Source organism: Butyrivibrio sp. AE3003 (genome assembly GCF_000686065.1).
Classification (GTDB): domain Bacteria; phylum Bacillota; class Clostridia; order Lachnospirales; family Lachnospiraceae; genus Butyrivibrio; species Butyrivibrio hungatei_A.
In genome coordinates this window covers 1,708,341-1,734,491 of record NZ_JMLX01000001.1, presented here as the reverse complement: position 1 = coordinate 1,734,491, position 26,151 = coordinate 1,708,341, and the positions used below count along the sequence as shown (strand labels likewise).

The window sequence follows — 26,151 nt, the reverse complement described above, 5'->3', positions numbered from 1 at the left end:
GATTTTTGGAATTCTGCCGATATATATGGAAACGGGTTACTATTTCTTTTAACACCGATCAAATATCATATGGAGGTAGGTTATGAAAGTTCAGCAGAACACGGATGTTCAGATGAGTAATGTTCAGAACCAAGATTATTTTTCAAAAAATAACGAAGAAACTCCAAAAGGAAAAAGGAAAGAAAAAGATAATACTCAGTCAATATCAGGGGCAGATCTTACAGGGGAAAGTCTTGTCGTGCAGAGAAGAAAAATAGCCAGAAAGCAGGCGCTTAAAGTTGTGGCGGATGCTTTTAAAGGCGAGCTCGGAATCGATGCACAGCTAAAAAGCATCAGAGACAAAATACACAGTTTAAAAGACGAGCTGGCCGAAGTTAAAGAAAATGCGCGAGACAGAATAAAGTCCATGATGATAGGATTTGGCGTCGATCCCGAGAGCGAAGAAGCCAAAAAGGCAATGGATATTGCGGATGAAGTCATGGCGCATCATGAAGAATATATGAAATATAAGTTTCCTCAAGTTGTTGTAGTAGAGGAAGCGGAGCAGGAACAGGAGCAGGAACAGGAACAGAGCTACGATGAAATTGTTATAAATAAAGTCGATGCAGAGGTGGTATCCGATCTGACCGAATTCCAGAAAGCAGTGGTAGATAGCCTTGAAACAGTGGTTGAAGCAATTAAGAATCTTAATGATGAAATCACACAGAATGTTCTGACTCATAAGGCTATAAAGATTAAACGCGCAGAGTCTCTCAATATGCTGAAAGCACAGAAGGAGGCCGAGAAAATTATGGATACTTCCACAAGAGAAGTAATCGAAATTCTTGCAAATGAAGCCGTAAACCACCTTGAAGAAGAAGAAAAAGAGCGCGAAGAAGAGGCAAAGAAAGCTGCGGAAGAAAAGAAAGAAGAGAAGAAGGAAGAAGCCAGAAAGCTTGAAAAAGAAGCAATGCAACAGGAGATGATCGCCAATATAAGAGAACATGCTGAATTGAGCGAGAAGACAAGCGCTGATGTGAAAAAAGCTATAGCAAGAAGAGAGCGGACGGAAGCTCTTTTGCTGGATCCCGATAATGTGTCGCAGAAGATAGTGATTCCGGATGCAACTTCACTTGAAGATGCGCAGAGTGCGGTAAATTCGGCAATTACCAATATCCTTAACAGTAACTTTCTTGTTACGGATGATATAAAGGGAAGCGCTGTTGATAACCAGGTATAAAAAGAAAAAATGAATGTTTGGATTCTCCCAAGTAAGGCAAAAAGCCTATGCTTGGGAGTTTTTTATATTATAGAAATTGCTTTCTTATAATATAAAAACGCTTCGCTAAGGAGAATAAAAGTTTTTAATATATTGGGAAAAATGTTCTTTTTATAATATGATACATATATCGAATTTAATGAGGTGGAGTTTTTATGTATTCATTATTATTGGCTGTAATTTATCTTATATTTGTAAGTCTGGGACTTCCCGATTCCCTCCTTGGTTCGGGCTGGCCGACTATGCAGGTCGCTTTTGGCGTGCCCTCATCTTATGCGGGATATGTGTCAATGTCGATTTCTTTTTTGACCATAATCTCTGCACTGTTCAGCCCCAGATTTATCAGGAAGTTTCATACAAAAAACATAGTGGTGTTCTCGATTTTTCTTTCAATCGTGGGACTCTTTGGATTTTCTTTTGCAAACTCATATGCGATATTGTTTCTGTTTGCGATACCGTACGGCCTTGGAGCCGGCGCGATCGACGCTTCAATAAACCATTATGTTGCAAATAATTACCCGTCGTCCGTGATGAATTTTTTACACTGCTTCTACGGAGTCGGAGCCGTTATAAGCCCCAACATCATGGCGCTTGCCTTGAAGCATGCAAAGTGGAATCAGGGCTACAGATGGACGGCGTATATTCAGACGGCGATAATGATCGTGGTAGTGCTGTCTTTGCCTTTGTGGGCAAAAAATGATAGCAAGACAGGCGAAGATAGTGTGCAATCAGTCGGTATCAGAAAGACAATTTTTGTTCCGGGGGTAATCCCCACGCTTATCGCATTTTATGCATACTGTTCGGGGGAGTGTACATGCTTTCTCTGGACATCAAGTTATTTTGCGGGGACAAAAGAGGGGCTTTCCGACGGAATGATCGCATCTTTCGGGTCACTGATCTTCGCAGGGCTCATGCTTGGAAGACTGATCTCAGGCTTTGTGTCTGACAGGCTGGGTGACAAGCTGCTTATCAGAGTCGGAATCGCAATAGAAATCCTGGGAATAATAATTATTATGCTCCCTGTCAGCGGATATGTTCTCGCGGCAGCAGGCTTTGTGATAATCGGAACCGGCATGGGGCCCGTCTATCCTTCGATACAGCGCATGGCTCCCGAGAAATTCGGCAAAGAATACAGCGCTGCCGTCATCGGTCTTCAGATGTCATCCGCCTACGTCGGCAGCACCTTCATGCCCACCGTTTTCGGAATCATCCAGCAGCATATCGGCATCGGGATCATGCCTTGGTATCTTTTGATCTTCGCATGCCTCAATATCGGACTTTTGGAATATTCCTACAAAGTTACGGGAAAATAATCTGTAGATTTATTACACACTTTTTTCATGCTTATTTGCTATATTTAAAGTAAATACTACTTGAGGAGCGGGCTTATGGTGAAAAAGATGAATTTTTGTGTGGTGTTAACTGTTGTTGTCTTGACTGGGTGCACTCCGATTCCAAGTGATTATCAATCGGTGTCTACTGATTCTTCTACGGCTGATGTGGTGGATTCTTCAGAGGAGGAAGCAAGCACATCGGCTACATCCGGTTCTGAAAATTCCCTTGCAATTGATGAATTTGAATATAACGGAAAAACAATTTCTGTTTTAAATGATGTGCCAAGCATATTGGAAAAGTTTGGAACACCTGATAAAAAAGAACCTTTCCAGCCGGAATATCAGTCAGGCAGATTTTCTTATTATTTTGACTCAGAGAAGATTGAATTAAATACTGTCGAAGTTGACGGCGAGGAGCTTCCTTTTTATATTCGTATCAGTGATGAAAACGTGAAATTACCTAAAGGAGTTCATATCGGATGTACGGAAGAGGAAGTAAAAGCAGCATATGGTGAACCAAGCAAGACCTATACAGAAGCTGCATATTTTATGTGCTATGAAAATGAAAAATATGAGCTTTCATTCATGATTGGCGCTGAAATGGACCCTGTCGATGAGGTAAAGAGCATTGAATTTATAAATGTTGATACCAGGTCAAAATACAATTTTGATTCCAAAAAGAGATTGAGCAGCGATGTAGATACAGTCCCTGCTTCAGGAGATTCTGCCAATGGATTGGCAGGTGAAGAGTTTTTATATAATGGAAAGGAAATATCAGTATTAGATAAACCTCATGAAAAGGTAATTCCCAATCTTGGCGCACCTTTTCGAATAGATGACCTTAGTCCGGAAGGTGTCTTTTTATATTATTTTGGTTCCGAAACAGAACATATCAGGTTAGAAACGTACACATATAACGGTGAAGAGCTTACCAAATCCCTATTTATAAATGATAAGACCATAAAAACAAATAAAGGTATTGGAGTTGGATGCACAACAGCAGATGTTTTGGCTGCTTATGGCGATCCGCTTCCACCTACCGACAAAAATGATTTTTCTATGTGCTACAAATTTGGACAATATGAGATCGCGTTCCATCGCAATTCTAAAGATGGAGATATAGTATCATTTGCTTACATCAACCTTGATACTTTTGAGAAATATCTTAATGATTGATATTTCTATAGCTTATGGAAGATTTCGTTGAATATATATGTGTTGATACCAAGTCAATGCATAGTTATTGAGAATAGATGATAATTTGATTTTTTCTGAAGATGGATATACAATGTATACACATAGAGGAGGTGTTGTTTATGCAGGCTCAAGTTAAAGCATGGGGCAACAGTCAAGGAATTAGAATATCAAAAGAGGTGCTTCAAGAAGCAGCTATTTCTGTAGATGATGTTTTGGATGTTAAGGTTTCAAATGGAATGATAATGCTTGTTAAGCCTTTTAGACATAAAACATTGGAAGAGCGTGCTGCTGAATTTGGCGGAAAACTCAATCTTGATGGAGAATTTGACTGGGGTGAACCGGTAGGAAGAGAGATTTGGTAATGAAAGAAGAACTACATCAGGGAGATATACTCAAGATTGAACGAATCAAACAACCGGTTCTTGTTGTTAGTAAGGATTTCTTTAATCAGACGCATGAGATAATTGGTTGCCCTATATATGAAAAAGGAGAAGCAGGACCTTTACACATACACATAAGTACAAACGATGTTGAAGGATATGTACAATGTGAAAAAATGGCATTGTTGGATATGGGAATTAGAGGATATTCAAAAATCGATACGATACATTATTCTGATATCATAAATATTACAGATGCTATTCAGGGAATCTTTGATTACATCTAATTCGATGAAAACATATGTCAAATATGTGCTTTTGCAAAAAAAACTTGACTGTAAACCTTCTTTACAGCTTAGAGTTATGGCATAAATTCTAAGGAGGCTGCACTGATGACAATTAAAGAAGTCGAGGAATTACTGGAGGTTCCGAGAGCTACTGTAAGATTCTATGAAAAAGAAGGACTCATAAATCCTCAGAGAGAAGGGAACAGATACAGAGATTATTCAGCAGAAGATGTTGAGCAACTTAAGAAGATAATCATATTTCGTAAGGCAGGCTTATCTGTAAGTGATATTGCAGATCTTTTTGACGGAGCAAAGCAGATTGATGCGGTTCTCGAAGAAAACCTAGAAAACCTTAATAAGCAGATGGAAGAGCTGAAAGGCTCAATAAACCTTTGCAAGAAGATAAAAGAAGATTCGCCCGAAATAGATTCTTTTAACTCAGAAGTTTACTGGAACTACATCGAGGAGGAAGAAAAGAAGGGCAATGCGTTTATCGATATCGCAATAGAACTTGCGCATGAAGAGAAGAAGATAATAGCCGAAAAACTTGGCTGGAGCCTTGACAGAGACGGTAATATATATGATCTGAAACAGTGTGTTATAGGAACTGTCTGCGCTATCGTACTGATCGGCACGGTGTTTGGCTTGTTTAGCGGAAATTGGGGCATTGGCAATTTGAAGGAAGCTGTCAGATTCATAATCGGCATGATCATATTTGAATCAGTTTTTATGATCCCGATATACTTCCTTGGGAAAAAACATCCCAAAATAGCGCGGAAAAGGAACGGATACATGCTTTTGGCAATGTGCTCTTTCGCTGTGGTGCTGGTTCTCTTTGTAGTATTTTTGAATATACTCGGGGATTGAGAGCAAGAGACCGGGGTAATTGCCTAGATAGTACGTTTCGTTATAATTGTGAACAATAAAAAGCTGGTAGCCAGGAGATAATGAGGCTAATGATGTCAGATGGGGGCAAATGAAAAAAGGTCAAATGAAAAAGTTTATACTGACCATTCTTTTTAAAATGCTTATATGAGCAGGCGATTTTTGGCATGATAGCTTCATGTATGGCACATTATTATGCAAATCATCCTTTGTAAGGTCACGCAGGCTAAATATACACCACACAGAGTTATTTTGGAGAAGTTGTACGGTGTGAAAAAAAGAATATGCACCACACAGAGTTATTTTGGATAAGCTGTACGGTATGAAAAAAGAATATGCACCGCACAGAGTTATTGTGGAGAAGCTGTACGGTGTGAAAAAAAGAATATGCACCGCACAGAGTTATTGTGGAGAAGCTGTACGGTGTGAAAAAAAGAATATGCACCGCACAGAATTATTGTGGAGAAGTTGTACGGTGTGAAAAAAAGAATATGCACCGCACAGAATTATTGTGGAGAAGCTGTACGGTGTGAAAAAAAGAATATGCACCGCACAGAATTATCGTAGATAAGTTGTACGGTACGAAAAAGAGAATGTGTACAGTACAGAATCATCGTAGAAGAACTGTATGGTGCGAAAATGAGAACTTGTACCGTATAGAATCATAGTGAAGATACTGTACGGTGCAAAGAACTTCCGCCTGCATCGGTATTGTGATAAAGTAGTGGGTAGGAGAAATGAACATGAATACAACGATTTTTTTGCTGGAAGACGATGATGCCATAGGTATGGGGCTTAAGTATTCGCTTGAGAAGGAAGGCTACGTGGTTGCGCATGCAACAACTTGCGAAGAAGCGCGAAATAACTGGAAGCCCGATGAGTATGGACTCGCCATCCTTGATATAAACCTGCCTGATGGAAACGGCTATGATATTTGCAAGATGATAAAGAAAAGCGGCGATGTTCCCGTTATTTTCCTGACTGCATCCGATGCGGAAGTAAACGTAGTCATGGGACTTGAACTTGGCGCGGACGATTATATATGTAAACCGTTCAGAGTAAACGAGCTCATGGCGAGGATCAGAGCGGTTCTTCGAAGAAGCAGTGCTGCGAATGCCAATAATCAAGGTGACAGCGGCCAAAGCGATAACGCACAAAACAGCAATCCGGCGATGGGAACAGCAACCACCATGGCCGCAATAAAACTTGCCAACATCACCATATATACAAATGAAGCAAAAGTCACAAGACTAAAAAGTGGCACCGAAACCGAAGAAACAATCGAGCTCACAGCGCTCGAATACAGACTCCTTCTTGCTTTTTGCAATAACAGAGGAATAGTTCTTTCAAGGAAAACACTTTTGGAAGATATGTGGGATGTCAGCGGCGATTTCGTGAACGACAACACACTCACGGTTTACATAAAGAGACTCCGCGACAAGATAGAAGAAGATCCGGCAAATCCGCAGATCATTAAAACTGTTCGCGGACTTGGATATATTGTGATGTAATGGACCACAAACTCCGTCCCCAAAGCGACCAAACCATGCTTAATGGACTGCACCCCCGTCCCCAAGCGACCAAAAACATGCTAAAAAACAAAGATTTCCGAAACTTAATACTTCTAGGTTTTGCAGGCACATTGATATTTTCACTATGTGCCAATAATCTGACAAATTTCATTTTTGATGATAAAATAATAGATGAAAAACTTTTTTACGATGGTTTTCCGGACGAAAATTATCCGGTAGTTGAAGTGAGTGATTTTGTGGGGTATGATAAAAATGAGTATATTTATAAACTCATTCCCAAAGAAATGATTTGCTGTCTATGCGCAAAAATCCTTATTTTATGCGAAAATGCCGAAAATGAACCCAAAAAGCGAGTATTTCATGCGATTTGAGCGTTGTAACTGAAAAAAGTAAGGAAATCAGCGATAAAGTATTTGATTTACTGGAAGAAGACGGGTATCATAATTATACATGTTAAGCTCTGATAATAGGTTTGCCGGAATCTGTTGTTTTGAGCTATCCGGTGTAAAAACATTGGATAAAAAAATTTATAAAGGAAACTGAAATGAGCAAAATCGCGATTTTTACAATGGGAACGCGTGGGGATGTACAGCTGTATATCTATTTGGCAAGGAAGCTGATAGATGAGGGAATCGATACAACTATTGGAACACATCCTTACTGGGAGGATCTTGTCGAAAAGGCAGGAGTTAACTTTGTTCCCATAGGTTCCAATATAAATATTGAGAGAGAAATGGCTGCAATAAGAGGCAACGGTACCAATCCCATGAGTGCAATGAGGGAGCAGGAATTTGTTGCTGATTTCTTCCAGAATGCAACTCATGATATTTTGAATGCTTGCAAGGGAAGAGATATGGTTATTGTAGGCCACACTATGATTGGTGCGGTAGAAGCCGAGGCTTTAGGTATTCCCACGATAAATGTAACGCTTCAGAAAGAATCAATTCCCGAGAAACTCAGACAGCAGACCGTATCAGAGAAGGTTTTGGAGAATTTTGGATCTAACAGGGCAATAAAACCCTTTAATAATCTGAGAAAAATATATGGTCTCAGACCAATTAAATCTGTAGATGAGCTCTTTTCAGACAGGCTCAATCTTATGCCGATCAGCAGGACTGTTAATGACAGAAATCCTTACTGGGAAGCCAAGAACGTTGTTACAGGTTTTTGGTATGAAGATGATGTTGATTTTGTTCCCGATGAGAAGCTTAAGAACTTTATGGAAACAGGTGATAAGCCTGTAGTCCTGTCATTTGGTTCAATGTCCTATGAGGATGATGTTGTTGCTGATAAGCTTGATAAATTCATTAAGGCATTCGAAGCAACTGATACAAAGGTGATCATTCAGGGATTCCAGAAGAGTATAGCGACCAATTACAAGCTTCCTGACAGTATTATGTCATGCGGAGATGTTCCGCATAGCTGGTTATTTAGTCGTTCAAGATATGTTATTCATCATTGCGGCTTTGGCACTTGTGCTGCTTCCATGGTTTATGGGGTTCCGTCGATACCTATTCCGTACATGGCGGAGCATGTTAAGTACGCGATCAAGTTAAACGATCTCGGAATAGCGACCAAGATGGTAAAAGTTAGCAAAGTCAGCAAGAGAGCAATAATGGATGTGCTTGACGAAATGAATTCTTCATATTATTTCAAAAAAGAAAGAGCAGAGGAGATTTCTAAGAAAGTCAGAGCCGAGAATGGCTTGGATGACGCTGTACGACGTATAAAAGATGTTTTGCACTGATGGGCCGATTTGTTTCTAGGGGGTCGGAATGAAATGTAGTAAAGTAATTTTGACATCAGTTATTTCCGCGATGCTAGTTTGTGGATGCGCGGGTAAATCCGATTCTTCGGACGACGATATGTATTCATTTGAGAATGCATTGGTAGTTGGGGAAGAGGAAACAGAAGAAACAGAGGAAGCGGAGGAAGACTCTTCAGTCAGAGTAGTTTCGCAGCGAGATCTTAACGGAACAGGTAAAGGTGGCAGCCTGTCATCGGATTACATTGTAGAAAAAGATATTCCTTCTTTGTATGCCAAAAGAAAATCCGTCTCCAAGGCCAAGAATTTTGAAGGTGATTGGCAGAGAATAGAAATTGAGAATTCCGCAGGTGATATTGAGATAAGTGATCAGACCAAAGAAGGTTTTTCATTTGAAGGATTTTTTATCTATACCGTAAATACCGGAGATTGTTCAGGTACAGCGTATTTTGTATCGGAGGATACGGCGATAGCATGTGTTGATGAGGCTTCGGAAGCATATGTGGCATTCCATAAAGTTGGCAGTTCAATGTACGTATCGCATACGGGTGAACTTCCGGATATGGGAAATGATGTTACGCCGGATGGAGAATATATAAGTAATTAAGAAAAAAGACAAGGTCCAAAAAACCTTGTCTTTTCTATAAGTCTTCTTATTATTCTTCGGAGGAAGAGAAGCGGTTAACTTCTTCCTGAAGACGTTCAGATACTTCTCTGTTACTCTCGGAATCATCGTGAATCGTAGTGATGGAAGCAAGGATTCCGGTAGTGCTTTCTGTTGCATCTGAAACTCCGGTTGTACAGTCGCTGATAACGTGTGAGATGTTGTCAATCTGTTCTGCCATTTCACCGATTGTGTTGTTGAGGACAACAGTGTTTTCGTTTACTGACTTAAGTACCTGGTTGATATCCTCAGCGTCCTGATAGTACTGCTGTGCAACATCTTCAAATTCATCGTAGTCCGCAAGTACCGATTCGCTTACATATGTGAGCATCTCGTTTGAATCTTTTGCAAGTGATTCAACTGCGGAAATAACCTGATTACTGATTTCCTGAATGGAGTTTGCGGTATCTTTACTGTGCTCGGCAAGTTGTCTGATCTCATCTGCAACAACCGCAAATCCTTTTCCTGCATCGCCTGCTCTTGCAGCTTCTATGGATGCGTTGAGAGCAAGGAGATTGGTCTGCGAAGCGATGGAGAGGATATCTTCTGTAAGAGTCTGGATTTGTGCAACGTTCTTACTGTCTTCGATAGAGCTTTCAAGCCCGTCTTTTATGGAAGAAACCATCTCGTTTGTGGAGTTTCTCTTCTTTTCGGTGTTTTCGCGGATGACTGTTGCATGATCTTTGATATCCGATACGCGCTGGTTACCGGCTGCAACCTGATCGGAAACCTGTCCGACAGCGGTATTTACATCTTTTGCTCCGTTATTAAGAGAAATAAGCGTATTGTTTGCGGTCTCCATACTTGCCGTAAGTTCTTCCATAACTGCGGATACATTGCTGACATCTTCTTTGGAAGTGTTTACCAGACCGACGGTATTTTCAACAGATGAATAAATATGTCCCGACTCGGATTTTATCTTTACGATAATATCCTGAAGGGTCGTAAGGAAATTGTTTATTCCTGAAACAAGTACTCCGACTTCGTCTGTTGAGCTATTTTTGATACGACGTGAAAGATTTGCATTTCCTGCATTCATAGCGGAAAGTATTTCGTCAAGTTCTATTGAAGCTGCACGCAAAGGAGAAATTGTCTTGTTTACTACATAAACTCCGATCACAGCTACAATTGTGGAAAGGATGGAACCTATTATAATAGATTTGTGAACGCTTTTCTCAGCCGCCTTTAAGGTTGCGGTGTTTTTATCTACGAGAGCCTGAAGCTGTTCTTTCATAAGAGTGACATTGTCCTCGTATGTAAGTATTGCTTCGTGGCAGTTTGCAAAATAAAGGTCATAGGATTCTGAGAATTTTTTTGCATAGAACATTGTTTCCATTTCTTTATATGTGGAAAGGAAAAGATTTCCTGCTGAATTCATTGTTTCGTATTCTGCAGAAAAATCCGGATCGTTTACTTTTTGAACCTGAACACCCAGATCGTCGAGGGCAGCTTGCAATGCTTCCTGCTCGGGTTTGCCGGGATCCACCATTGATGCGACACCGTCATCTGTATCCAAGGCGCCTGTCGGAGCCATTGCCTGGACAAGAAAGAATCTTTTTACCAGGTTCTGCAGATTGGTATTGGCGTCTCCAAAGTCTCTTTCGATGGACAGATATGTGCCTGACATGGTGTTTGCCGCATTGACGGCGTCCTGGAAACTTATTGCAATAAGAACTACGCCTATTACCATAACTAAGGCTAAAAGGAAGAAACAAGAAAGAATTTTGGTTCTGAGACTTTTCATCATATGGTGCCTCCTTAAAGGGGGATGAGATTTTATGTTGTTATAATTTCACATTATCATCGTTTTTTTATGATATCAATAGATGTAAAAGTAATTTTTGTTTTTTTTATTGTTTTATTATTTATACAGATTTGGTACAGATTCCGGAAAAGAGAAAGATGCCCCTACACCACTATTTGCGCTATATGCAACTGTCGGTTGACAAATTTCAAAGTAGACTTTATAGATTGCAACCGTGGTTTTTTGTAATCTTTACCCATAACAAGTAACCGAAAAAAATTTGGAGGAAAAGAAAATGATTTTAGCGGATAAGATTATCAATGAAAGAAAAAAACTTGGATTATCTCAGGAAGAACTTGCAGATAAACTTGAAGTATCAAGACAGGCTGTTTCAAAATGGGAAAGTGCACAGTCGACACCCGATCTTAACAGAATACTTATGATGTCCAAGATTTTTGGCGTCAGCACGGATTACTTATTAAAAGATGAGATTGAGCAGGCAGGCGACGGCGAACTTACGGAATATGAGGGAGATTACAGCCCCAAAAAGCTTGTGACAATGGAAACCGCAACATCATATATAGATGCGGTGGAAAGAACCAATCCGTTCATAGCGCTTGGCGTATCTCTTTGTATAGCATCTCCTGCGGTAATGATGGCACTTTCAACTCTCAGTCAGTATGGAAAGTGTTCCGATAATATCGCAAGTGTCGGCGGAATAGTGATTCTTTTGTTCATGGTAGCGGCAGGTGTATTTATATTTATTACAACAGACAAAGACCTTAAGCCTTTTGAGTATATTGAAAAAGAGGAGATTGACACTGCTTACGGCGTAGACGGCATGCTTAGGGAAAAGAAATCCCGCCTTGAAAAGAGAAAGAGCAGCTTTATCGCAGTTGGTGTTATTATGTGCATCCTTAGTTGTGTGCCGCTTCTTGCAACAAGTATGATGAATTCCGGCGGAGAGCTTACAAGTCTTATGGTAGGCGTGCTTCTTATCATGGTATCTGTCGGTGTAAATATGATAATCCGGGGAAATGCGGTTGTTGATGCATGCAATAAGGTGCTTCAGGAAGAGGACTATACTCCGAGCGGAAAAAGACTTAATAAGATTACAGGTAAGGTTGCATCAATATACTGGCCTATAATCGTAGCTGTATTCCTTGGAGTAAGCTTTTTGACCGATAAGTGGGAAACAACATGGATCATCTGGCCTGTTGCAGCCGTACTCTTTGGAGCTATCGCAGGGATCATCAAGGCTGTGCGTGATAAGTAAAAGGGGGAAGTACTGCCGTATCCTGTGTGTGCAAGAGGGCATATTGGTTATTTTTTAGTGGGTTCGTATTTTGATATTCATGGCATAAAAAAGCAGAACTGTTTGTTCCTCGCTCCAAACTCGCCCATAAATGGGCTCAGACAGGTGGAGCGAAAGCGGAACAAGCAGTTCTACTTTTTTATACTCATGAATATGGCAAAATACTCAAAGACTAAAAAATAACCAATATGCCCTCCTTGCACGCACAGGATACGGCAGTACTTCTTCTGAGTGCAATAATGGGTAGTTGCTTTTCTTATATAGAAAAAAGCTTTGCTATGGATATGAATAAAAATACGAAAAGTAGCGGAATGTTGTAAGAATTGCTTTTCTGAGGGAAATAGGTATGGTAGCATATTAATATAGCGTAGAAGAATTATCGGAAATACAAAAAATAATTCGGAATGGCCGGCGGTAAGATAGGTCATGGAGTTATCGAATGGGCTTTCGTATAACAACTTAAACTTACATGAGGAGGATTCGTATGAGAGTATGTAACAGATGTGGAGCGATGGTTGAAGATGGGATTGCTATATGTCCGAGTTGTCAGACGCCGCTTACGGGGAATGAGCAGGTGGTTTCGCAGCCGATGATGGAGAATGGTGCTTATCAGAATGTTCAGACAGAGCCAAGACTTGGAACTAAGTGGGCAGATTTCCTTGGATATTTTGCGTTGTGGCTTGGAGGACTTGCCAATGTTGTTTCAGGACTTGGCTGTTTTGCGCTGACCGGAGTGTCTTCTACATATATGGTGCTTGCGATTCTCTTCTTAATAACAGGCGCCATCGACTTTATTGCAGCAATCAAGATTATTAAGAGAAAAAGAGATGCAAGAAAGTTTGTGCTTATCGCATATTCACTGGTTGTGGTGGTTAATCTGATTGCTATCGCGTTTGCGCTTTCATCGAATGGTAAAATTACAACTATGGTTGCAAGTACGGTTGTCGGTGTGATCATGATCTTTGTAAATAATATCTATTTCAAGAACAGAGAAAATATATTTGTAAATTAAATCATGATCGCATTTTTAAAAGTTCCGATAAAAGAACATTTGCTGCGTCTGTTTTGCTCATGATTCCGAGTTCTTTTTCATCGGACGATGTTATAAGAGTAAGTACGTTTGTATCTACTTCAAAGCCTGCGCCTTCGACTTTTAAGTTGTTGGCGCAGATCATATCAAGGTTCTTTTTTTCAAGTTTTTTTCTTGAGTTTTCAAGAAGGTCTTTTGTCTCCATTGAAAAGCCGCATAATATCTGGCCTTTCTTTTTGTTTTTTCCAAGATACGCAAGTATATCGTTGGTGGGCTTAAGCGGAATCGCAAAGTCGCCTTTTTGAGCACCCTTTTTTATTTTGTCATCTACGTAGTTGGCGGGAGTGTAGTCAGCAACTGCAGCGGCTTTGATGATGATATCCTGATCGTTTGCTCTTTGTGTAACGGCTTCATACATGTCTTTTGCGGAAGTGATGCTCACGAAATTAAGGTGAGAAGGCACTTCCAGATTGGTCTTTCCCGATACGAGAGTTACATTTGCACCTCTGCGTGCGGCAGCGGTAGCAATGGCGTAGCCCATCTTGCCGGAAGAGTGATTGGTGATATAGCGGACGGGATCGAGTGCTTCTCTTGTGGGACCTGCTGTAACAAGGAGGTTTATGCCTTCCATGTCTTTGGGACAGGCTATTTCATATATTATCTCATCAAGGATCTTTGCAGGTTCTTCCATGCGGCCTTTTCCGACAGTACCGCAGGCAAGGAAACCTTCGCCCGGAGTTACTATAATATAGCCGTAGCTTTTAAGAGTTTCTATATTCTTTTGTGTTATGGGATTTTCGAACATCTTGGTGTTCATGGCAGGAGCGATGATCTTCTTACAGGTGCATGCAAGAGCTGTTGTTGTCAGCATGTCATCTGCGATTCCGTTTGCAAGCTTTGCGATGCAATTGGCAGTTGCGGGAGCAATTACAAGTACGTCTGCTTTGTCCGCAAGTGCGATGTGCTCAACTTCCATAGGATGATTTCTTTCAAAAGTGCCCGTGATGCACCTTGTATGAGTAAGTGCTTCGAATGTAAGCGGAGTTATAAACTCTGTCGCATTCTCTGTCATGATAACATCTACATTTGCATGTGTTTTTATGAGCTTTGAAGCAAGATCTGCTGATTTATATGCGGCAATTCCGCCCGTAACACCCAGAACTACATTTTTTCCCTTTAACATCGTTTCTCCAATCACAATATCAGTAAATTCGCTTTGAGTATACCGCGATTTTGTGAGGAATGTAAAGTATGGAAAAAAGTTGTTGACATTTTAGATTGCATACAATATAATTTTATTAAATCAAAACAAAAAACCATTAACATTGTTTCAAAACGGAGGTAATATCATGGGATTTTATGATTATTCGGTAACCGATGCTCAGGGCAATGAAGTTAAGCTTGATGCATATAAAGGAAAAGTTGTTCTTGTTGTTAATACCGCTACAGGATGTGGATTCACACCTCATTACAAGGATATTGAGGCTATGTATGAGAAGTTTCACGATAACGGATTTGAGGTTCTCGATATTCCTTGCAACCAGTTTGCGGGACAGACACCCGGAACCGATGAGGAAATCCATGAATTCTGCCAGCTTCACTACAATACAAAGTTCCCTCAGATGAAAAAATCTGATGTAAACGGCGAAAACCAGCTTGAACTCTACAAGTTCCTGAAGGAGCAGAAAGGCTTTGAAGGATTCGGTAAGGGCGCAGCTGCACTGGCTATGAATGTAATGCTTAAGAAAATTGATAAGGATTACAAGAATAACCCTGATATAAAGTGGAATTTCACTAAGTTTGTCATTGATAGAGACGGCAATGTCGTTGCCCGCTTTGAGCCTACACAGAAGATGGAAGATGTAGCGGCTTATGTAGAGAAGCTCATCTGAAGCGACTAATGTAAAGAAAAGTATATAATATAAAAGAAACAAAACAGCTTATAAGAAGCTTTTACAGGCTTTTTATAATATATTATCTCATTACAATCTCATAAAAAATCTCATCGGATTACATATCTCCCGTCCGATGAGATTTTTTGTATTAAAATTCGGTACATTTTTTTCTGCTTGCAAAAAAACTTTTCTGTGATATATTTATGGTGCGCGGTATTTAGTAGGAACTGAAACTGCAGCATTATTTAAGGAGAATTAAAAATGGATAGTACATCATCACTTAGCCGCAAGACTGAGGAGTTAGGCGGACTGAGCAAAAAGACGCAGTACATGGTAGAGACTGCACTTCTTGTTGCCGTTACCATCATCATGGGTAACACTTTTTTAGGCACAATTCCCACACCTTTATTGAAAGTTTCAATCGTAACCGTTCCGGTTGCACTTGCATCTATGCTGATTGGACCTGTTGCAGGCATTATCTGTGGTCTTGCATTTGGTATCAACAGTTTTATCGGTGCGCTCAACGGATCAAGCGGACTTCTTTCAACACTCTTTAACATCAATCCTTTCGGAGTGTTTGTGACAGCGGTTGTTGCAAGATTTCTTGATGCAGCGGTTACATCATTTGTTTATAATCTTATACACAAGGGCAAGCTCAAGACAGCTTCCTACTATATAACAGGCGCCCTTATGCCTCTTCTTAATACGGCATTCTTCATGGGCTCACTTTGCCTGTTCTTCTTTAATACTGAATTTGTACAGGGACTTGCAGCCAATTACAATGCTACAACACCTATGGCATTCGTTATCGGAATGGTAGGCGTTCAGGCAGCAATTGAGGCTGTTGTCGGATGCGTTTTGGGAGGCACTCTTGCAATGGTACTTTCCAAGGCACTTCACAGGGGTTAATTAAAAGGCGATTTTCATGAGCGGAGTTTTGGCTGTAGATATCGGTAACTCAAATATTGTCATAGGTTTTTTTGACGGATCTGAATATAGAGAACTTGGAAGACTTAAGTCTGACAGGGATTTTTCTGAAGATGAGATTGCGGAAGGATTTGCAGACCTGATAAGTAAGGCAGGATTAAAAGACAGATCATTTGACGGCTCAGTTTTATCAAGCGTTGTCACTGAGATGACGGATAAGGCAGCAGGGGCACTGAAGAAGATAACAGGTAAAGATGCAATGATTCCAAACACCACAATGAACACAGGAATAGACGTATCAAGATATGACACTTCCTGCTTGGGATTTGATCGGGTTGCAGATCTTGCGGCTGCAGTTTCAGAGTATGGATGCCCTGTAATGGTATGTGATCTGGGAACATGTACGACAGTAACGGTTGCTGATGAGAAAGCAAGACTCGTAGGGGGGATGATATGTCCCGGAGTTCAGTTGTCGCTTGATGCAGAGGCACAGAGAACTTCGAAACTCCCACAACTTACTGCACGTAAGACAGATAAGCTTCTTGGAACGGATACCGAATCGAATATGATATCGGGAGCCGTGGCAGGAACAGGAATAATGCTCACGGGGCTGATAAAAAAAGTCATTAAGGAGCAAGGTTTTGATGACTTAAAGGTTGTCATAACAGGGGGATGGTCAGAAGCTGTAGCAGAGTGGATGGACGCGGAAGTTATAAGAGATCCGGATCTACTGATGCGCGGGCTTTTGACGGTATATAATAGGAACAGATAATTAAGAAGCCGTACCTTGAAAAAAACAGGGTGCGGCTTCTTTTCAATATGGCAAAAGAGGTCTATAATCAGATAGTCGAATTATGAAGAAAAGTTTTTTTGGAGGAAAATTATAATGAAATCACCTGCAGAGATAGCAGCAAAGTATGAAGTAGTCGGAAAGGGAAAGACAGAAGGAAAATTTTTGCAAACTTTTATGCTTGCCATTCTTGCGGGCTCTTTTATAGCACTCGGCGGTCTCGGAAGTCAGATTGCATCAAGCTGCGCAGCAGATCCGTCAAGCGCAAGGGTTATCAGCTCTGTTGTATTCCCAATCGGTCTTTTTATGGTGCTTGTTGGAGGAGCTGAACTTTTTACAGGAAACTGTCTTATTACAATCCCTGTTTTATCTAAGAAAGCTACAGCTAAAGGAATGATCAGAAACTGGATAATCGTATATATCGGAAATATGGTCGGAGGTTTTTTGATCGCGGCACTTGCTGCATTTAGCCATATATATTCATTTAATGACGGCAATCTTGCAACTCAGGTGGTAAAAACAGCTGTCACAAAATCAACCATTTCATTTGGGGATGCTTTTTTACGCGGAATCCTTTGCAACGTTCTTGTATGCATGGCTGTTTGGTGCTCTTTTGCAGCAGATGAGCTTGCCGGCAAGGTGTTTGCGCTCTGGCTTCCCGTTATGCTCTTTATTATTTGCGGATTTGAGCACTGCGTTGCCAATATGTACTTTATTCCCGCAGGATTTCTTGCATCATACGTTCATGGTATTCCTGCAGACGGACTGTCTGTTTTGGGATTTTTTGTCACCAACCTTATACCTGTAACGCTCGGAAATATCGTAGGCGGAGGTATCTGCGTAGGTGCGGCTTACCATTTGATCTATCTTAAGAAGGATTGACCTTTTGTTTCACTGAGGGACATTGAAAATGAAAAATATTGAATTTTACGTTGGAGATATCACAAAACTTAAAGTTGATGCCATTGTAAATGCCGCCAATTCAAGCCTTCTTGGTGGCGGTGGAGTAGACGGTGCGATTCACAGAGCGGCAGGCCCCGGGCTTCTTAACGAGTGCAGAGGGCTTAACGGATGCAGAACTGGCGAAGCGAAGATTACGAAGGGATACAATCTTCCCGCCAAATATGTTATTCACACGGTCGGACCGATTTATTCAGGCACAGAGAGCGACGAGACTGACCTGTATAATTGCTACTATAATTCGCTTTCGCTGGCAAAAGAAAATGATGTTCACAGCATCGCTTTTCCCGGAATCTCTACGGGAGTTTACGGTTATCCCAAAGAAGCTGCCGCAAAAACGGCGCTTAATGCGATAACGACATGGCTTTCGGAAAATCCGGAGTATGATTTGAAGATAACGATAGTAAACTTCTCGGAACACGACTATGAAGTTTATCAATCGGTAATCGGTAACTGATGTAACTTTTTATTCTAACATCACGCTGAAAGTATAGGAGCATATATGAAGAATAGTTTTGAAAGTGCAGGGGGCAGAAAAAATCGCAGGGGAAAAGGTCTTAGAAAAGAGGATCTTATAAAGATCTATATCGCGGGCGGAGCGATTCTTTTACTTATTGTAGGTATTTTACTTGGCTCTTTGTTGTCTAAGGGTTCAAAGGATGAAGAGGAAGAACTTGATATAGCAGAGGTCGAGGAATCAGTTCCCGAAGAGGAGGTTGCTGTTGAGGCTACTACGGAAGCTTCTGAAGAGGAAGAAGCAGCAACAGAAGCATCTTCGGAAGAACCGGCTGCAACGGATCCTCAGACTACGGCACCAAAGGAGACGGGAGCAAATGTCAATATCAAAGAGCTTGTGAGTGCAAGCAGTGTCGGTGAGAATTCCAAGGTGACTTACGGAATAGACGTATCAAAGTTCCAGGGAACTATCGACTGGGCCAAGGTTGCGGGAACAGGAATTGATTTTGCCATGGTAAGAGTCGGTTACAGAGATTCTGCATCGGGGGAGATCAAGCCGGATACCAACGCAAAGTTCAACATGCAGGAAGCTGAGAAAAACGGTATTAAGGTCGGAGCATACTTTTTTTCCACAGCTGTAACCAAGGACGAAGCGATAGAAGAAGCTAACTGGGTAAAAGATTATATCGCAAAATATTCGATCACATATCCCGTAGGATATAACTGCGAGGGCTTTGAAAAAGAGACGAGCAGACAGTTTAATCTTACCAAGGACGATAGAAGTAATATTGCGATCGCATTCCTTGAGCAGATACACAAGTCAGGATATACGCCTATTTTCTACGCATCAAAGGGAGAACTTGCCGAGGATGCGAAGTGGAATACATCACAGATTGAGAAGTCTTATAAGATCTGGATGGCATGGTACAACCAGGATACTTCAAATATTGCAAAGGGACCTGCTTACGGCGGTCAGTGCGCAATGTGGCAGTATACCAATCAGGGTGACGTTGACGGAATCAGCAAGAAGGTTGACGTAGACGTAGCATATTTTGGATATGACGGAACTGAGACCGCAAAAGATACTTCTGAGAGAGAAGTTGCTTCTGCCGATGTTGAAGCACTTATGAAGTTTGATCCTGTGGATGAAACAGTCACAGCTAAGAGCGTGACGAATTTAAGAGATAAGCCGAGCCAGGGAGCAGACAGTAATGTTGTTGAGACGCTTCAGAACGGCCAGACAGCGCAGCGCACGGGAGTAAGTTCGAGCGGCTGGTCAAGGGTTACTTATAACGGCAGGAATCTTTACGCGGTATCAAGCTTTTTGACGACCGACTTAAGTGCACCAAAGCAGCAGTCGGCAACTCAGCCTGCAGAAGATAACTCGGGACTTAAGACTAAGTTTGCTTCCTGCAATGAGACGGTAACAGCCAAAGAAGAGGCTAACCTCAGAACGAAGCCCAGTGTTACCGATCCCGATGCAACTGTTGCAGCAACGCTCAAAGCAGGTGAGAACGCTACCCGAACAGGTATCAATAATGATGTCGGCTGGTCAAGGGTTGAGTATAACGGACAGACACTTTACTGCGTAAGCAGCTTGCTTAAAGTGGTGGAATAAAATAGAAAAGGCTGTAGCACAAGTTAGTGTTATAGCCTTTTTCACGCCCTATCTCAAAGTCATCCGTTTGGAGGTTGTTGTTTTTCACCGTGAGACAATAAGGCGGTTTTTCTTGTTGCCACGTATGTTGATATTCAAGGCATAAAAAGACTTAAGCTTTCATTCTTCGCTCCAAAACTCGCCTCATAAATGGGCTCAAACAGTTGGAGCGAGAACAGAATGAAAACTTAAGTCTTTTTATTGCTCTTGAATATGGCAACATACTTAAATACTGCGAAAAACCGCCTTATTGCCTTACGGTGAAATATCTACATTTCTAAATGGATGGCTTTGGAGCTGTGTACAAAAATTGCACAGCTCCTTCTTTAAATACCTTCATCATTTTATTGGTAAGGCTGTATTCAAGCGGCTGGAGTTCAATCTCTTCGAGGGACAGCCAGCTTGCGAATTTTAGTTCGTTGTTGTTAAGAATAACAGGATTGACATACCAAGAGAAAGTTGATTAATCATGTTTCATATATATTTAAGATTTAGATCTCACGGAGGTAGTACTTTAAAATTTTAGATTGGAAGTACTACGGTGGCGCATTATTGAAAATACAAAATTAATATAACTAATCTATTATTACTTTTCACTAATCCCGTTTTATAGCCGATTTTTGGCAGTTTGATTCTTAGGGAGACACTTATGAACAATTTAAGCGCACTGAGCTGTACGAACATCATGTGTGTAATTTAATCCAACACCTATCCTCCTTTAAAAAATATATAGTTTTATTAAGCTTTCTAAAGTTGACCATAGTAATGGATTAGATTGTAGGCGGATTATTTGATGCTTGCTTTTTAATTTATGTACAAACAATTATGAGAATGCAGTAGAAACAACGATGTCTAGTTAGTGGCAGAGATTTTTGATATATGTGAAATTATGGCAGATATAATATTATGCGTTTAATGTTATAACCAAGTCAACTAAGGCACTACTCTGGAGACGTGGGTGTTAGAGTAGTGAAATAGTGAACTATCAGTCTTTTGGGATGTATGAGTTGTAATAATGTTTCGATAATAAAAAGCAAGAATGAAAAAAAAAAAAACACACACAACAAATAGAACGGTAGTTTACTAAGAAGATGTTGTATTATCATATTTTACATATGATAATCGTAGTTGTTCTAAATAATTCTTTTTGCTTTCCACATCTTCATGGGAAGACATAATAGAGTTATGGATTTCTATATTCATAACGGGTGCGACAGCGAGACGGTGTGGTTATAGCAATCAAGTATAATTCAGCAATATGAACTGAGCATATTCTTGATAAGTCAAGTAGCATTGCTTAATCATTTCACTTTTTCAAAGCATGATTGATATTATAGCATATCTTAATAATATGCTAGGAGATAGTAGAGTAGGTAGCAGTAAAAAGGCATAAGTATCTATCTACATAATAATAATTGTTATATGGATAGATTGGTCGTTATCTGTAAGCAGTTTATTTGTTATAAATATACGCTTCTACAGAAAGAAAACAAGTATGACTAATACTGGTTAGGATGTCTATGATAATAGTGGCATCTTTGTATCTAGATGTTTGAGAGATATACATGTTATGAATAAATTGAGGCTTTTGCAGATATAGATCCAAAGTTTCTAAAGTGATAGTCATCTAATAGAAATAGATTGCTATAAATTTGATAAGGAGGTGTATATGATATGGAGTATAGGATGGAAGGAGAGATGATTTCGAGAAGGTAGGGATTTGTTTATTGGCTAGAAAGTGATAGCTATAGAGATGTATTAATATAAGACTGTGAGAATACACGGGACTATCTTAGTTATATTCGTGTTTTCTATGTTCTATTCGCTAAGCGAGATGGTATAGAGAGATTAAACATTGGTGAGATGATAATCAAGAATTTATAGAGTAGCAAGTAATCTAAATTAGTTATAGTTAGTTACGAATCCTTGTTATGCATGATTGAGATTATTATAGCCAAAGCCGCAGATCCAACTATTCATGGGAGAGGCAGTATATCTTATATAAGAATATAATACATAATTATCTAGGAGGAAAAATAATATGAAAAGTTATGAGGCTTCTGGCATGATGGTGGGTACTATGCCAGTCCTCTGATGTATATTTGCAATTGAAAAACCATCTGTGTTTCTGTAATGTATTAGCGTCCAAACTATACTACAGAGATACCAGAGGTACCCACAGATGGTTTCTGCTAATACATTATGTAAAAAATTGCTCAATGTCAATCATGCTATCGTAGAAGATGCAAACTTCTATCTTGATCGGGATGGTGTTACCCACCTCAGAATCCATGCGCGGACGGATAAATGGCATCAGGATGATTGTCCGTTCTGCCACAGACGCTGTCCTCGTTACGACCAGAGGATAGATCAGCCGCGCACTTGGAGAAGCCTTGACTTTGGTGCAACACTCGTAGAGGTTGAGGGGTGGACACATCGTATAGAGTGTCCTGAGCATGGTGTTGTAACAGCCTATGTTCCTTGGGCATATCCAGGAAGCGGATTCACCCGGGACTTTGATCTGACAGTCGGATGGCTTGCAGTTTATCTTCCTCGCAGTGTTGTATCAGAGTATATGCGCATCGACTGGGAAACAGTTGGGCGTTGTGTAAACAGAACTCTGAATGACATTGAACCTGAGCGCTCCAGAAGACTTGATAACCTTATAAACATTGGCATTGATGAGACCAGCTATAAGAAAGGTCACAAGTACATTACGGTTATCGTTAACCACGATACAAATACCGTTGTTTGGGCAGCACAGGGGCATGGTAAAGGTGTGCTGACGAAGTTCTACAAACAGCTTACTCCAGAACAGCTTTCATCCATCAAGGTTGTTACCGGAGATGGAGCAAAGTGGATCACGGAATGCGTTAACGAGTTCACTCCGGATTGTGAGCGCTGTGTTGACCCCTTCCACGTCGTACAATGGGCTATGGAAGCTCTTGACGAGGTTCGCCGTGAAGTATGGCGTGAAGCCTACGCTGAGTTCACACGCTTATCCAAAGAACATCCTCGTAAGAAAGGACGCCCCAAGGCAGATGATCCGGAAGCCGCTATATTGAATGCAGCCAAGGCTAAAGCAGATGAAATCAAAAACTCAGCTTATGCACTCGGCAAGGCTCCCGAAAATCTGACAGAGAACCAACAGAACCGGGTTACCATGATTGCTGAGAATAACAGTCGTCTGTATCGAGCTTACCGAATGAAGGAAACGCTCCGTCTCATCTTAAAAATCAAAGATACTGACGAAGCAGAAGCCGCTCTTAATCGGTGGCTCTGGTGGGCAAGTCACAGTAGGATTGATGCTTTCAAGGAGCTATACCTCAAGATCAAACGTCACAGGGATCACATACTCAATGCAATACGGCTGGGTATGAGCAATGCACGAATTGAGGCTACTAATAACAAAATCAAACTGATCGTCCGCAAGGCATATGGTTTTCGCAATATCCAAAACATGCTCGATATGGTCTACTTAGTATGCTCGGATTTGAGGATTCCACTTCCTAACAGAAAACCTCGAGGCGCATGATCAGCATAAATGCTGGGGATGATGGCATTTTTCACCCACCATTACCCCTGAAGAGCCAAAGTTATTCGATATATATACATATTCCTTTTTGCATTCAACGTTGCCCATACTGTTACTTTACTGCAAAGTATAGTAGAGATGAGGTTCAGAATCTTAGCCTTATCAGTAAATATGCTGATGCTGTAGCATTAGATATATGTAATACAGAGTTTCCGCAAGGGAAAATTAAAAATCTTGTATTTGGAGGCGGAACACCATCTTTGTTAGATGAAGAATCGATTGAAAAAATACTATGTGCAATTAAGGAGAAGATTGGAGAAGATAGGTTTAGCGAAATAGATTCTATGAGTTATGAAGCTTTTCCAGATAAAGATGCTGCAGAGAAGATACGTCTATTTAGAGCTAAGGGATTTAATAGGGTTAGTTTTGGAATTCAATCATTTATTGATGATGAGCTGAAAATACTTGGAAGAAGATACAATTCTGAAGATATTAGTAAGGTGTTGGATGAATGTAAGAGGCTGAAATATGATATAGTGAACTATGATTTATTGGTTGGATTTCCAGGACAGGATAGAGATTCTATTCTATATAATGTAAGGAATGCATTAAAATACAAACCTGAGCATATTACTTTGAATCTATATTATAAGAATTATCCTGGAGGAGATAAGTATGTTAGTGCATGTTGTGATGCAGGACGACCTATATTATCTGATAGTGAATGTACTAGGGCGTATATTGATGCATGTAATCTATTAAAACAGTATGGCTATTTACGCCTAGATAATACATTATTTACATTACCTGATAAAGTTTTTGAGTATGAAAGGGATTTTATAAGTGAGTCAGAAGAGTTATTGGCATTTGGACCAGGATCATCAGGAATATGGAATAATAGTATTAGATATACTCCTCCTTACATTAAGGAGTATATTGAAAATCCACATCATAGAACAAAGGATATAACGCTTGATAGTAATGCTTTCCAAGTAATCTGGGGGAATCTTAATGCATATGGATATGTTATGAATAAAACTGTTGTAGATCTTTTTGGATTAAATATTACTGAGATTGAAAAGAAAAATGATGCAGTTAAAATTTTGATTAAGAGTCTAGTAGATGAGGATATGTTAGATTATCGTGTCGATGATTTTTATCAGATAAGAGAAGATAAATTTGAAGAAGCTATTGTCATAATGAGAAATGTTCGTGATAGTAGATTTGGCTATAATTTGGATACGGCAGGAGAAGAAAGATGAACTATAGTGAGATTAAAGAAATTATTTCAAAGGTGAGTATTGGTTATCTTGCAACATATGACTTAGATAGAGAAACACCAAGAGTGCGTGCAGTAGATGCAGGAACTATATATGGAGATTGTATATATGTATCAACATTTCACACTTCTAATAAGGTGAGGGAATTAGATAGATGCAATAGTGTTGAGATATTCTATAGTGATGAGAAATGTCAAATCAGAGTGGCGGGTGAAGCGGAGAAGATAGATGATTTATCGATTAGAGAGAGATTTCTTGAAGATAATTCAGTAATGAAGAATATGTTTAGTAGTGCGGATAATGATATATATATATTATATAAGGTTACGCCCAGACAAGTTCGCTATATGCCAGAGATAGGCGATGAATATGAAGAAATTGTTATTTGATTGATAAATATATGATTATAGATATATTACTATAAGATTTATATGATATACCCTGAGTGGATTATATGACACCCAGGGTATATTTAAAGGGGGCTATTGAACATTTAGTAGAAATATTATTGAAAATTATAGTGTGGAAGGTGATATAAGATGCATAATGCAGAAAGTACTAGTAGTAGATTGTTTAGGCATATGTATGATTTTTTGCATGAAGAAAGAAAATCATTAGACTTACTGGGAAGAATTTTAGAACCGCATCCAGGGTTGAAAACGTTAGATATAGCAACAGGCTATGGCAACCAGATACCAGAGTTGCTTAATAAGGGATATAGTGTAACTGCCATTGACTCTTCGAAGGAAGCAATATCGTATATTGAAAAAAAGTACCCACAGGTGACAACATTATGCGGTGACATATATAAGGCAAGGATAGATGAAAAATATGACTTAATTCATATTGGAGACAACTTTATATCAATGTGCGTAGGATTATGTAATTTGGAGTATCTATTTAGACGTTGCAGAGATTGCCTGAAACTCAATGGAAAGATCCTGTTGAATTACACTCCTTATATTGAAGATAGAGTATTGAGATATAAGAACAAAGTTCTTATAGAAACTTTCGATATAGATGGGGAAGAAGTATCAATGTACGGAAGTTTCAGAACTAATCCATTTGAGAGAACTGCAAAGTATAAATATTATTTTCAGAGTGGTAACGATGTTATAACTCAGAAGTATCTAAGTGTATATATGTATTGCAGAGAGGAGATTGAAGCTATTCTAGGGCGTGTAGGATTAAGAATTATTGATGTGCATGGAGACGAGGAATATTATTATGAGCTTACATCAGAGATGTGACGTCAGTATT

Annotated in this window: 24 protein-coding genes; 22 read left to right on the top strand and 2 right to left on the bottom strand. The window is 40.0% G+C overall.

The genetic code is table 11. The features are described from left to right. Positions 1 to 82 precede the first annotated feature (82 nt). The 10 genes from CD00_RS0108275 to CD00_RS0108230 all read left to right on the top strand — a co-directional run bounded on the left by CD00_RS0108275 (position 83) and on the right by CD00_RS0108230 (position 9,245). Entirely contained in the window at positions 83 to 1,219 is a 1,137-nt protein-coding gene (locus CD00_RS0108275) for a hypothetical protein (protein WP_026655553.1), read from the top strand. A 194-nt stretch (positions 1,220 to 1,413) separates the two neighbouring features. After that, positions 1,414 to 2,571, top strand: coding sequence for an MFS transporter (locus CD00_RS0108270; protein ID WP_026655551.1), 1,158 nt, complete (start codon positions 1,414 to 1,416; stop codon positions 2,569 to 2,571). Positions 2,572 to 2,646: 75 nt separating this feature from the next. Continuing rightward, positions 2,647 to 3,768: a hypothetical protein gene (locus CD00_RS0108265; protein WP_026655550.1), complete on the top strand. Its 1,122-nt coding sequence runs from the start codon at positions 2,647 to 2,649 to the stop codon at positions 3,766 to 3,768. 140 nt (positions 3,769 to 3,908) lie between these two features. Continuing rightward, positions 3,909 to 4,151, top strand: a complete 243-nt coding sequence (locus CD00_RS0108260) for an AbrB/MazE/SpoVT family DNA-binding domain-containing protein (protein ID WP_026655549.1) — start codon at positions 3,909 to 3,911, stop codon at positions 4,149 to 4,151. Then, positions 4,151 to 4,456 (top strand): type II toxin-antitoxin system PemK/MazF family toxin, encoded by a 306-nt coding sequence (locus CD00_RS0108255; protein ID WP_026655548.1) that lies wholly within the window; start codon positions 4,151 to 4,153, stop codon positions 4,454 to 4,456. Before CD00_RS0108260 ends, CD00_RS0108255 begins: the two co-directional genes overlap by 1 nt. Before the next feature lie 105 nt (positions 4,457 to 4,561). Beyond that, the gene (locus tag CD00_RS19265) at positions 4,562 to 5,323 is read left to right on the top strand and encodes a MerR family transcriptional regulator (protein ID WP_026655547.1); all 762 of its coding nucleotides are present in this window, start codon (positions 4,562 to 4,564) and stop codon (positions 5,321 to 5,323) included. 761 nt (positions 5,324 to 6,084) lie between these two features. Continuing rightward, entirely contained in the window at positions 6,085 to 6,852 is a 768-nt protein-coding gene (locus CD00_RS0108245) for a response regulator transcription factor (RefSeq protein WP_034462037.1), read from the top strand. 35 nt (positions 6,853 to 6,887) lie between these two features. Next, positions 6,888 to 7,244, top strand: a complete 357-nt coding sequence (locus CD00_RS0108240) for a hypothetical protein (protein ID WP_185750415.1) — start codon at positions 6,888 to 6,890, stop codon at positions 7,242 to 7,244. Positions 7,245 to 7,417: 173 nt separating this feature from the next. Further along, entirely contained in the window at positions 7,418 to 8,620 is a 1,203-nt protein-coding gene (locus CD00_RS0108235) for a glycosyltransferase (protein ID WP_026655543.1), read from the top strand. Positions 8,621 to 8,648: 28 nt separating this feature from the next. Further along, positions 8,649 to 9,245: a hypothetical protein gene (locus CD00_RS0108230; protein WP_026655542.1), complete on the top strand. Its 597-nt coding sequence runs from the start codon at positions 8,649 to 8,651 to the stop codon at positions 9,243 to 9,245. A 49-nt stretch (positions 9,246 to 9,294) separates the two neighbouring features. Here the strand turns inward: CD00_RS0108230 and CD00_RS0108225 are convergent, their stop codons facing one another. Then, positions 9,295 to 11,049 carry a methyl-accepting chemotaxis protein gene (locus CD00_RS0108225; RefSeq protein WP_026655541.1) on the bottom strand — a complete coding sequence of 585 codons (1,755 nt, stop codon included), beginning with the start codon at positions 11,047 to 11,049 and terminating at the stop codon, positions 9,295 to 9,297. 292 nt (positions 11,050 to 11,341) lie between these two features. Here CD00_RS0108225 and CD00_RS0108220 point away from each other — a divergent pair, with 292 nt between their 5' ends. Further along, complete coding sequence (locus tag CD00_RS0108220; protein ID WP_026655540.1) at positions 11,342 to 12,322, top strand: helix-turn-helix domain-containing protein; 981 nt, start codon at positions 11,342 to 11,344, stop codon at positions 12,320 to 12,322. A 523-nt stretch (positions 12,323 to 12,845) separates the two neighbouring features. Further along, positions 12,846 to 13,373 carry a hypothetical protein gene (locus CD00_RS0108215; RefSeq protein WP_026655539.1) on the top strand — a complete coding sequence of 176 codons (528 nt, stop codon included), beginning with the start codon at positions 12,846 to 12,848 and terminating at the stop codon, positions 13,371 to 13,373. Between the two features lies 1 nt (position 13,374). Here CD00_RS0108215 and coaBC read toward each other — a convergent pair whose 3' ends face one another. After that, positions 13,375 to 14,574: a bifunctional phosphopantothenoylcysteine decarboxylase/phosphopantothenate--cysteine ligase CoaBC gene (coaBC, locus tag CD00_RS0108210; protein ID WP_026655538.1), complete on the bottom strand. Its 1,200-nt coding sequence runs from the start codon at positions 14,572 to 14,574 to the stop codon at positions 13,375 to 13,377. 166 nt (positions 14,575 to 14,740) lie between these two features. On the opposite strand from coaBC, the gene CD00_RS0108205 reads away from it, so the two are divergent. From CD00_RS0108205 to CD00_RS0108160, 10 genes are all read left to right on the top strand, one after another. Then, positions 14,741 to 15,283: a glutathione peroxidase gene (locus CD00_RS0108205; protein WP_026655536.1), complete on the top strand. Its 543-nt coding sequence runs from the start codon at positions 14,741 to 14,743 to the stop codon at positions 15,281 to 15,283. A gap of 264 nt (positions 15,284 to 15,547) precedes the next feature. Next, a complete protein-coding gene (locus tag CD00_RS0108200) occupies positions 15,548 to 16,195 on the top strand; it encodes an ECF transporter S component (RefSeq protein ID WP_026655535.1) in 648 nt (215 codons plus the stop codon). Positions 16,196 to 16,211: 16 nt separating this feature from the next. Then, on the top strand, positions 16,212 to 16,985 hold the full coding sequence (locus CD00_RS0108195) for a type III pantothenate kinase (protein WP_026655534.1): 774 nt from the start codon (positions 16,212 to 16,214) through the stop codon (positions 16,983 to 16,985). A 114-nt stretch (positions 16,986 to 17,099) separates the two neighbouring features. Further along, positions 17,100 to 17,885, top strand: coding sequence for a formate/nitrite transporter family protein (locus tag CD00_RS0108190; RefSeq protein ID WP_026655533.1), 786 nt, complete (start codon positions 17,100 to 17,102; stop codon positions 17,883 to 17,885). Positions 17,886 to 17,913: 28 nt separating this feature from the next. Further along, positions 17,914 to 18,420 carry an O-acetyl-ADP-ribose deacetylase gene (locus tag CD00_RS0108185; RefSeq protein ID WP_026655532.1) on the top strand — a complete coding sequence of 169 codons (507 nt, stop codon included), beginning with the start codon at positions 17,914 to 17,916 and terminating at the stop codon, positions 18,418 to 18,420. A 45-nt stretch (positions 18,421 to 18,465) separates the two neighbouring features. Continuing rightward, entirely contained in the window at positions 18,466 to 20,037 is a 1,572-nt protein-coding gene (locus CD00_RS0108180; protein WP_081811871.1) for a GH25 family lysozyme, read from the top strand. A 2,221-nt stretch (positions 20,038 to 22,258) separates the two neighbouring features. After that, entirely contained in the window at positions 22,259 to 23,611 is a 1,353-nt protein-coding gene (locus CD00_RS0108175; protein WP_034461900.1) for an ISL3 family transposase, read from the top strand. Then, a complete protein-coding gene (locus tag CD00_RS0108170; protein WP_026655529.1) occupies positions 23,608 to 24,873 on the top strand; it encodes a radical SAM protein in 1,266 nt (421 codons plus the stop codon). The genes CD00_RS0108175 and CD00_RS0108170 overlap by 4 nt, the downstream gene beginning before the upstream one ends. Further along, on the top strand, positions 24,870 to 25,280 hold the full coding sequence (locus tag CD00_RS0108165) for a pyridoxamine 5'-phosphate oxidase family protein (RefSeq protein WP_026655528.1): 411 nt from the start codon (positions 24,870 to 24,872) through the stop codon (positions 25,278 to 25,280). The genes CD00_RS0108170 and CD00_RS0108165 overlap by 4 nt, the downstream gene beginning before the upstream one ends. 150 nt (positions 25,281 to 25,430) lie before the next feature. Further along, positions 25,431 to 26,141, top strand: a complete 711-nt coding sequence (locus tag CD00_RS0108160; protein ID WP_026655527.1) for a class I SAM-dependent methyltransferase — start codon at positions 25,431 to 25,433, stop codon at positions 26,139 to 26,141. The last annotated feature ends 10 nt before the right edge of the window (positions 26,142 to 26,151 follow it).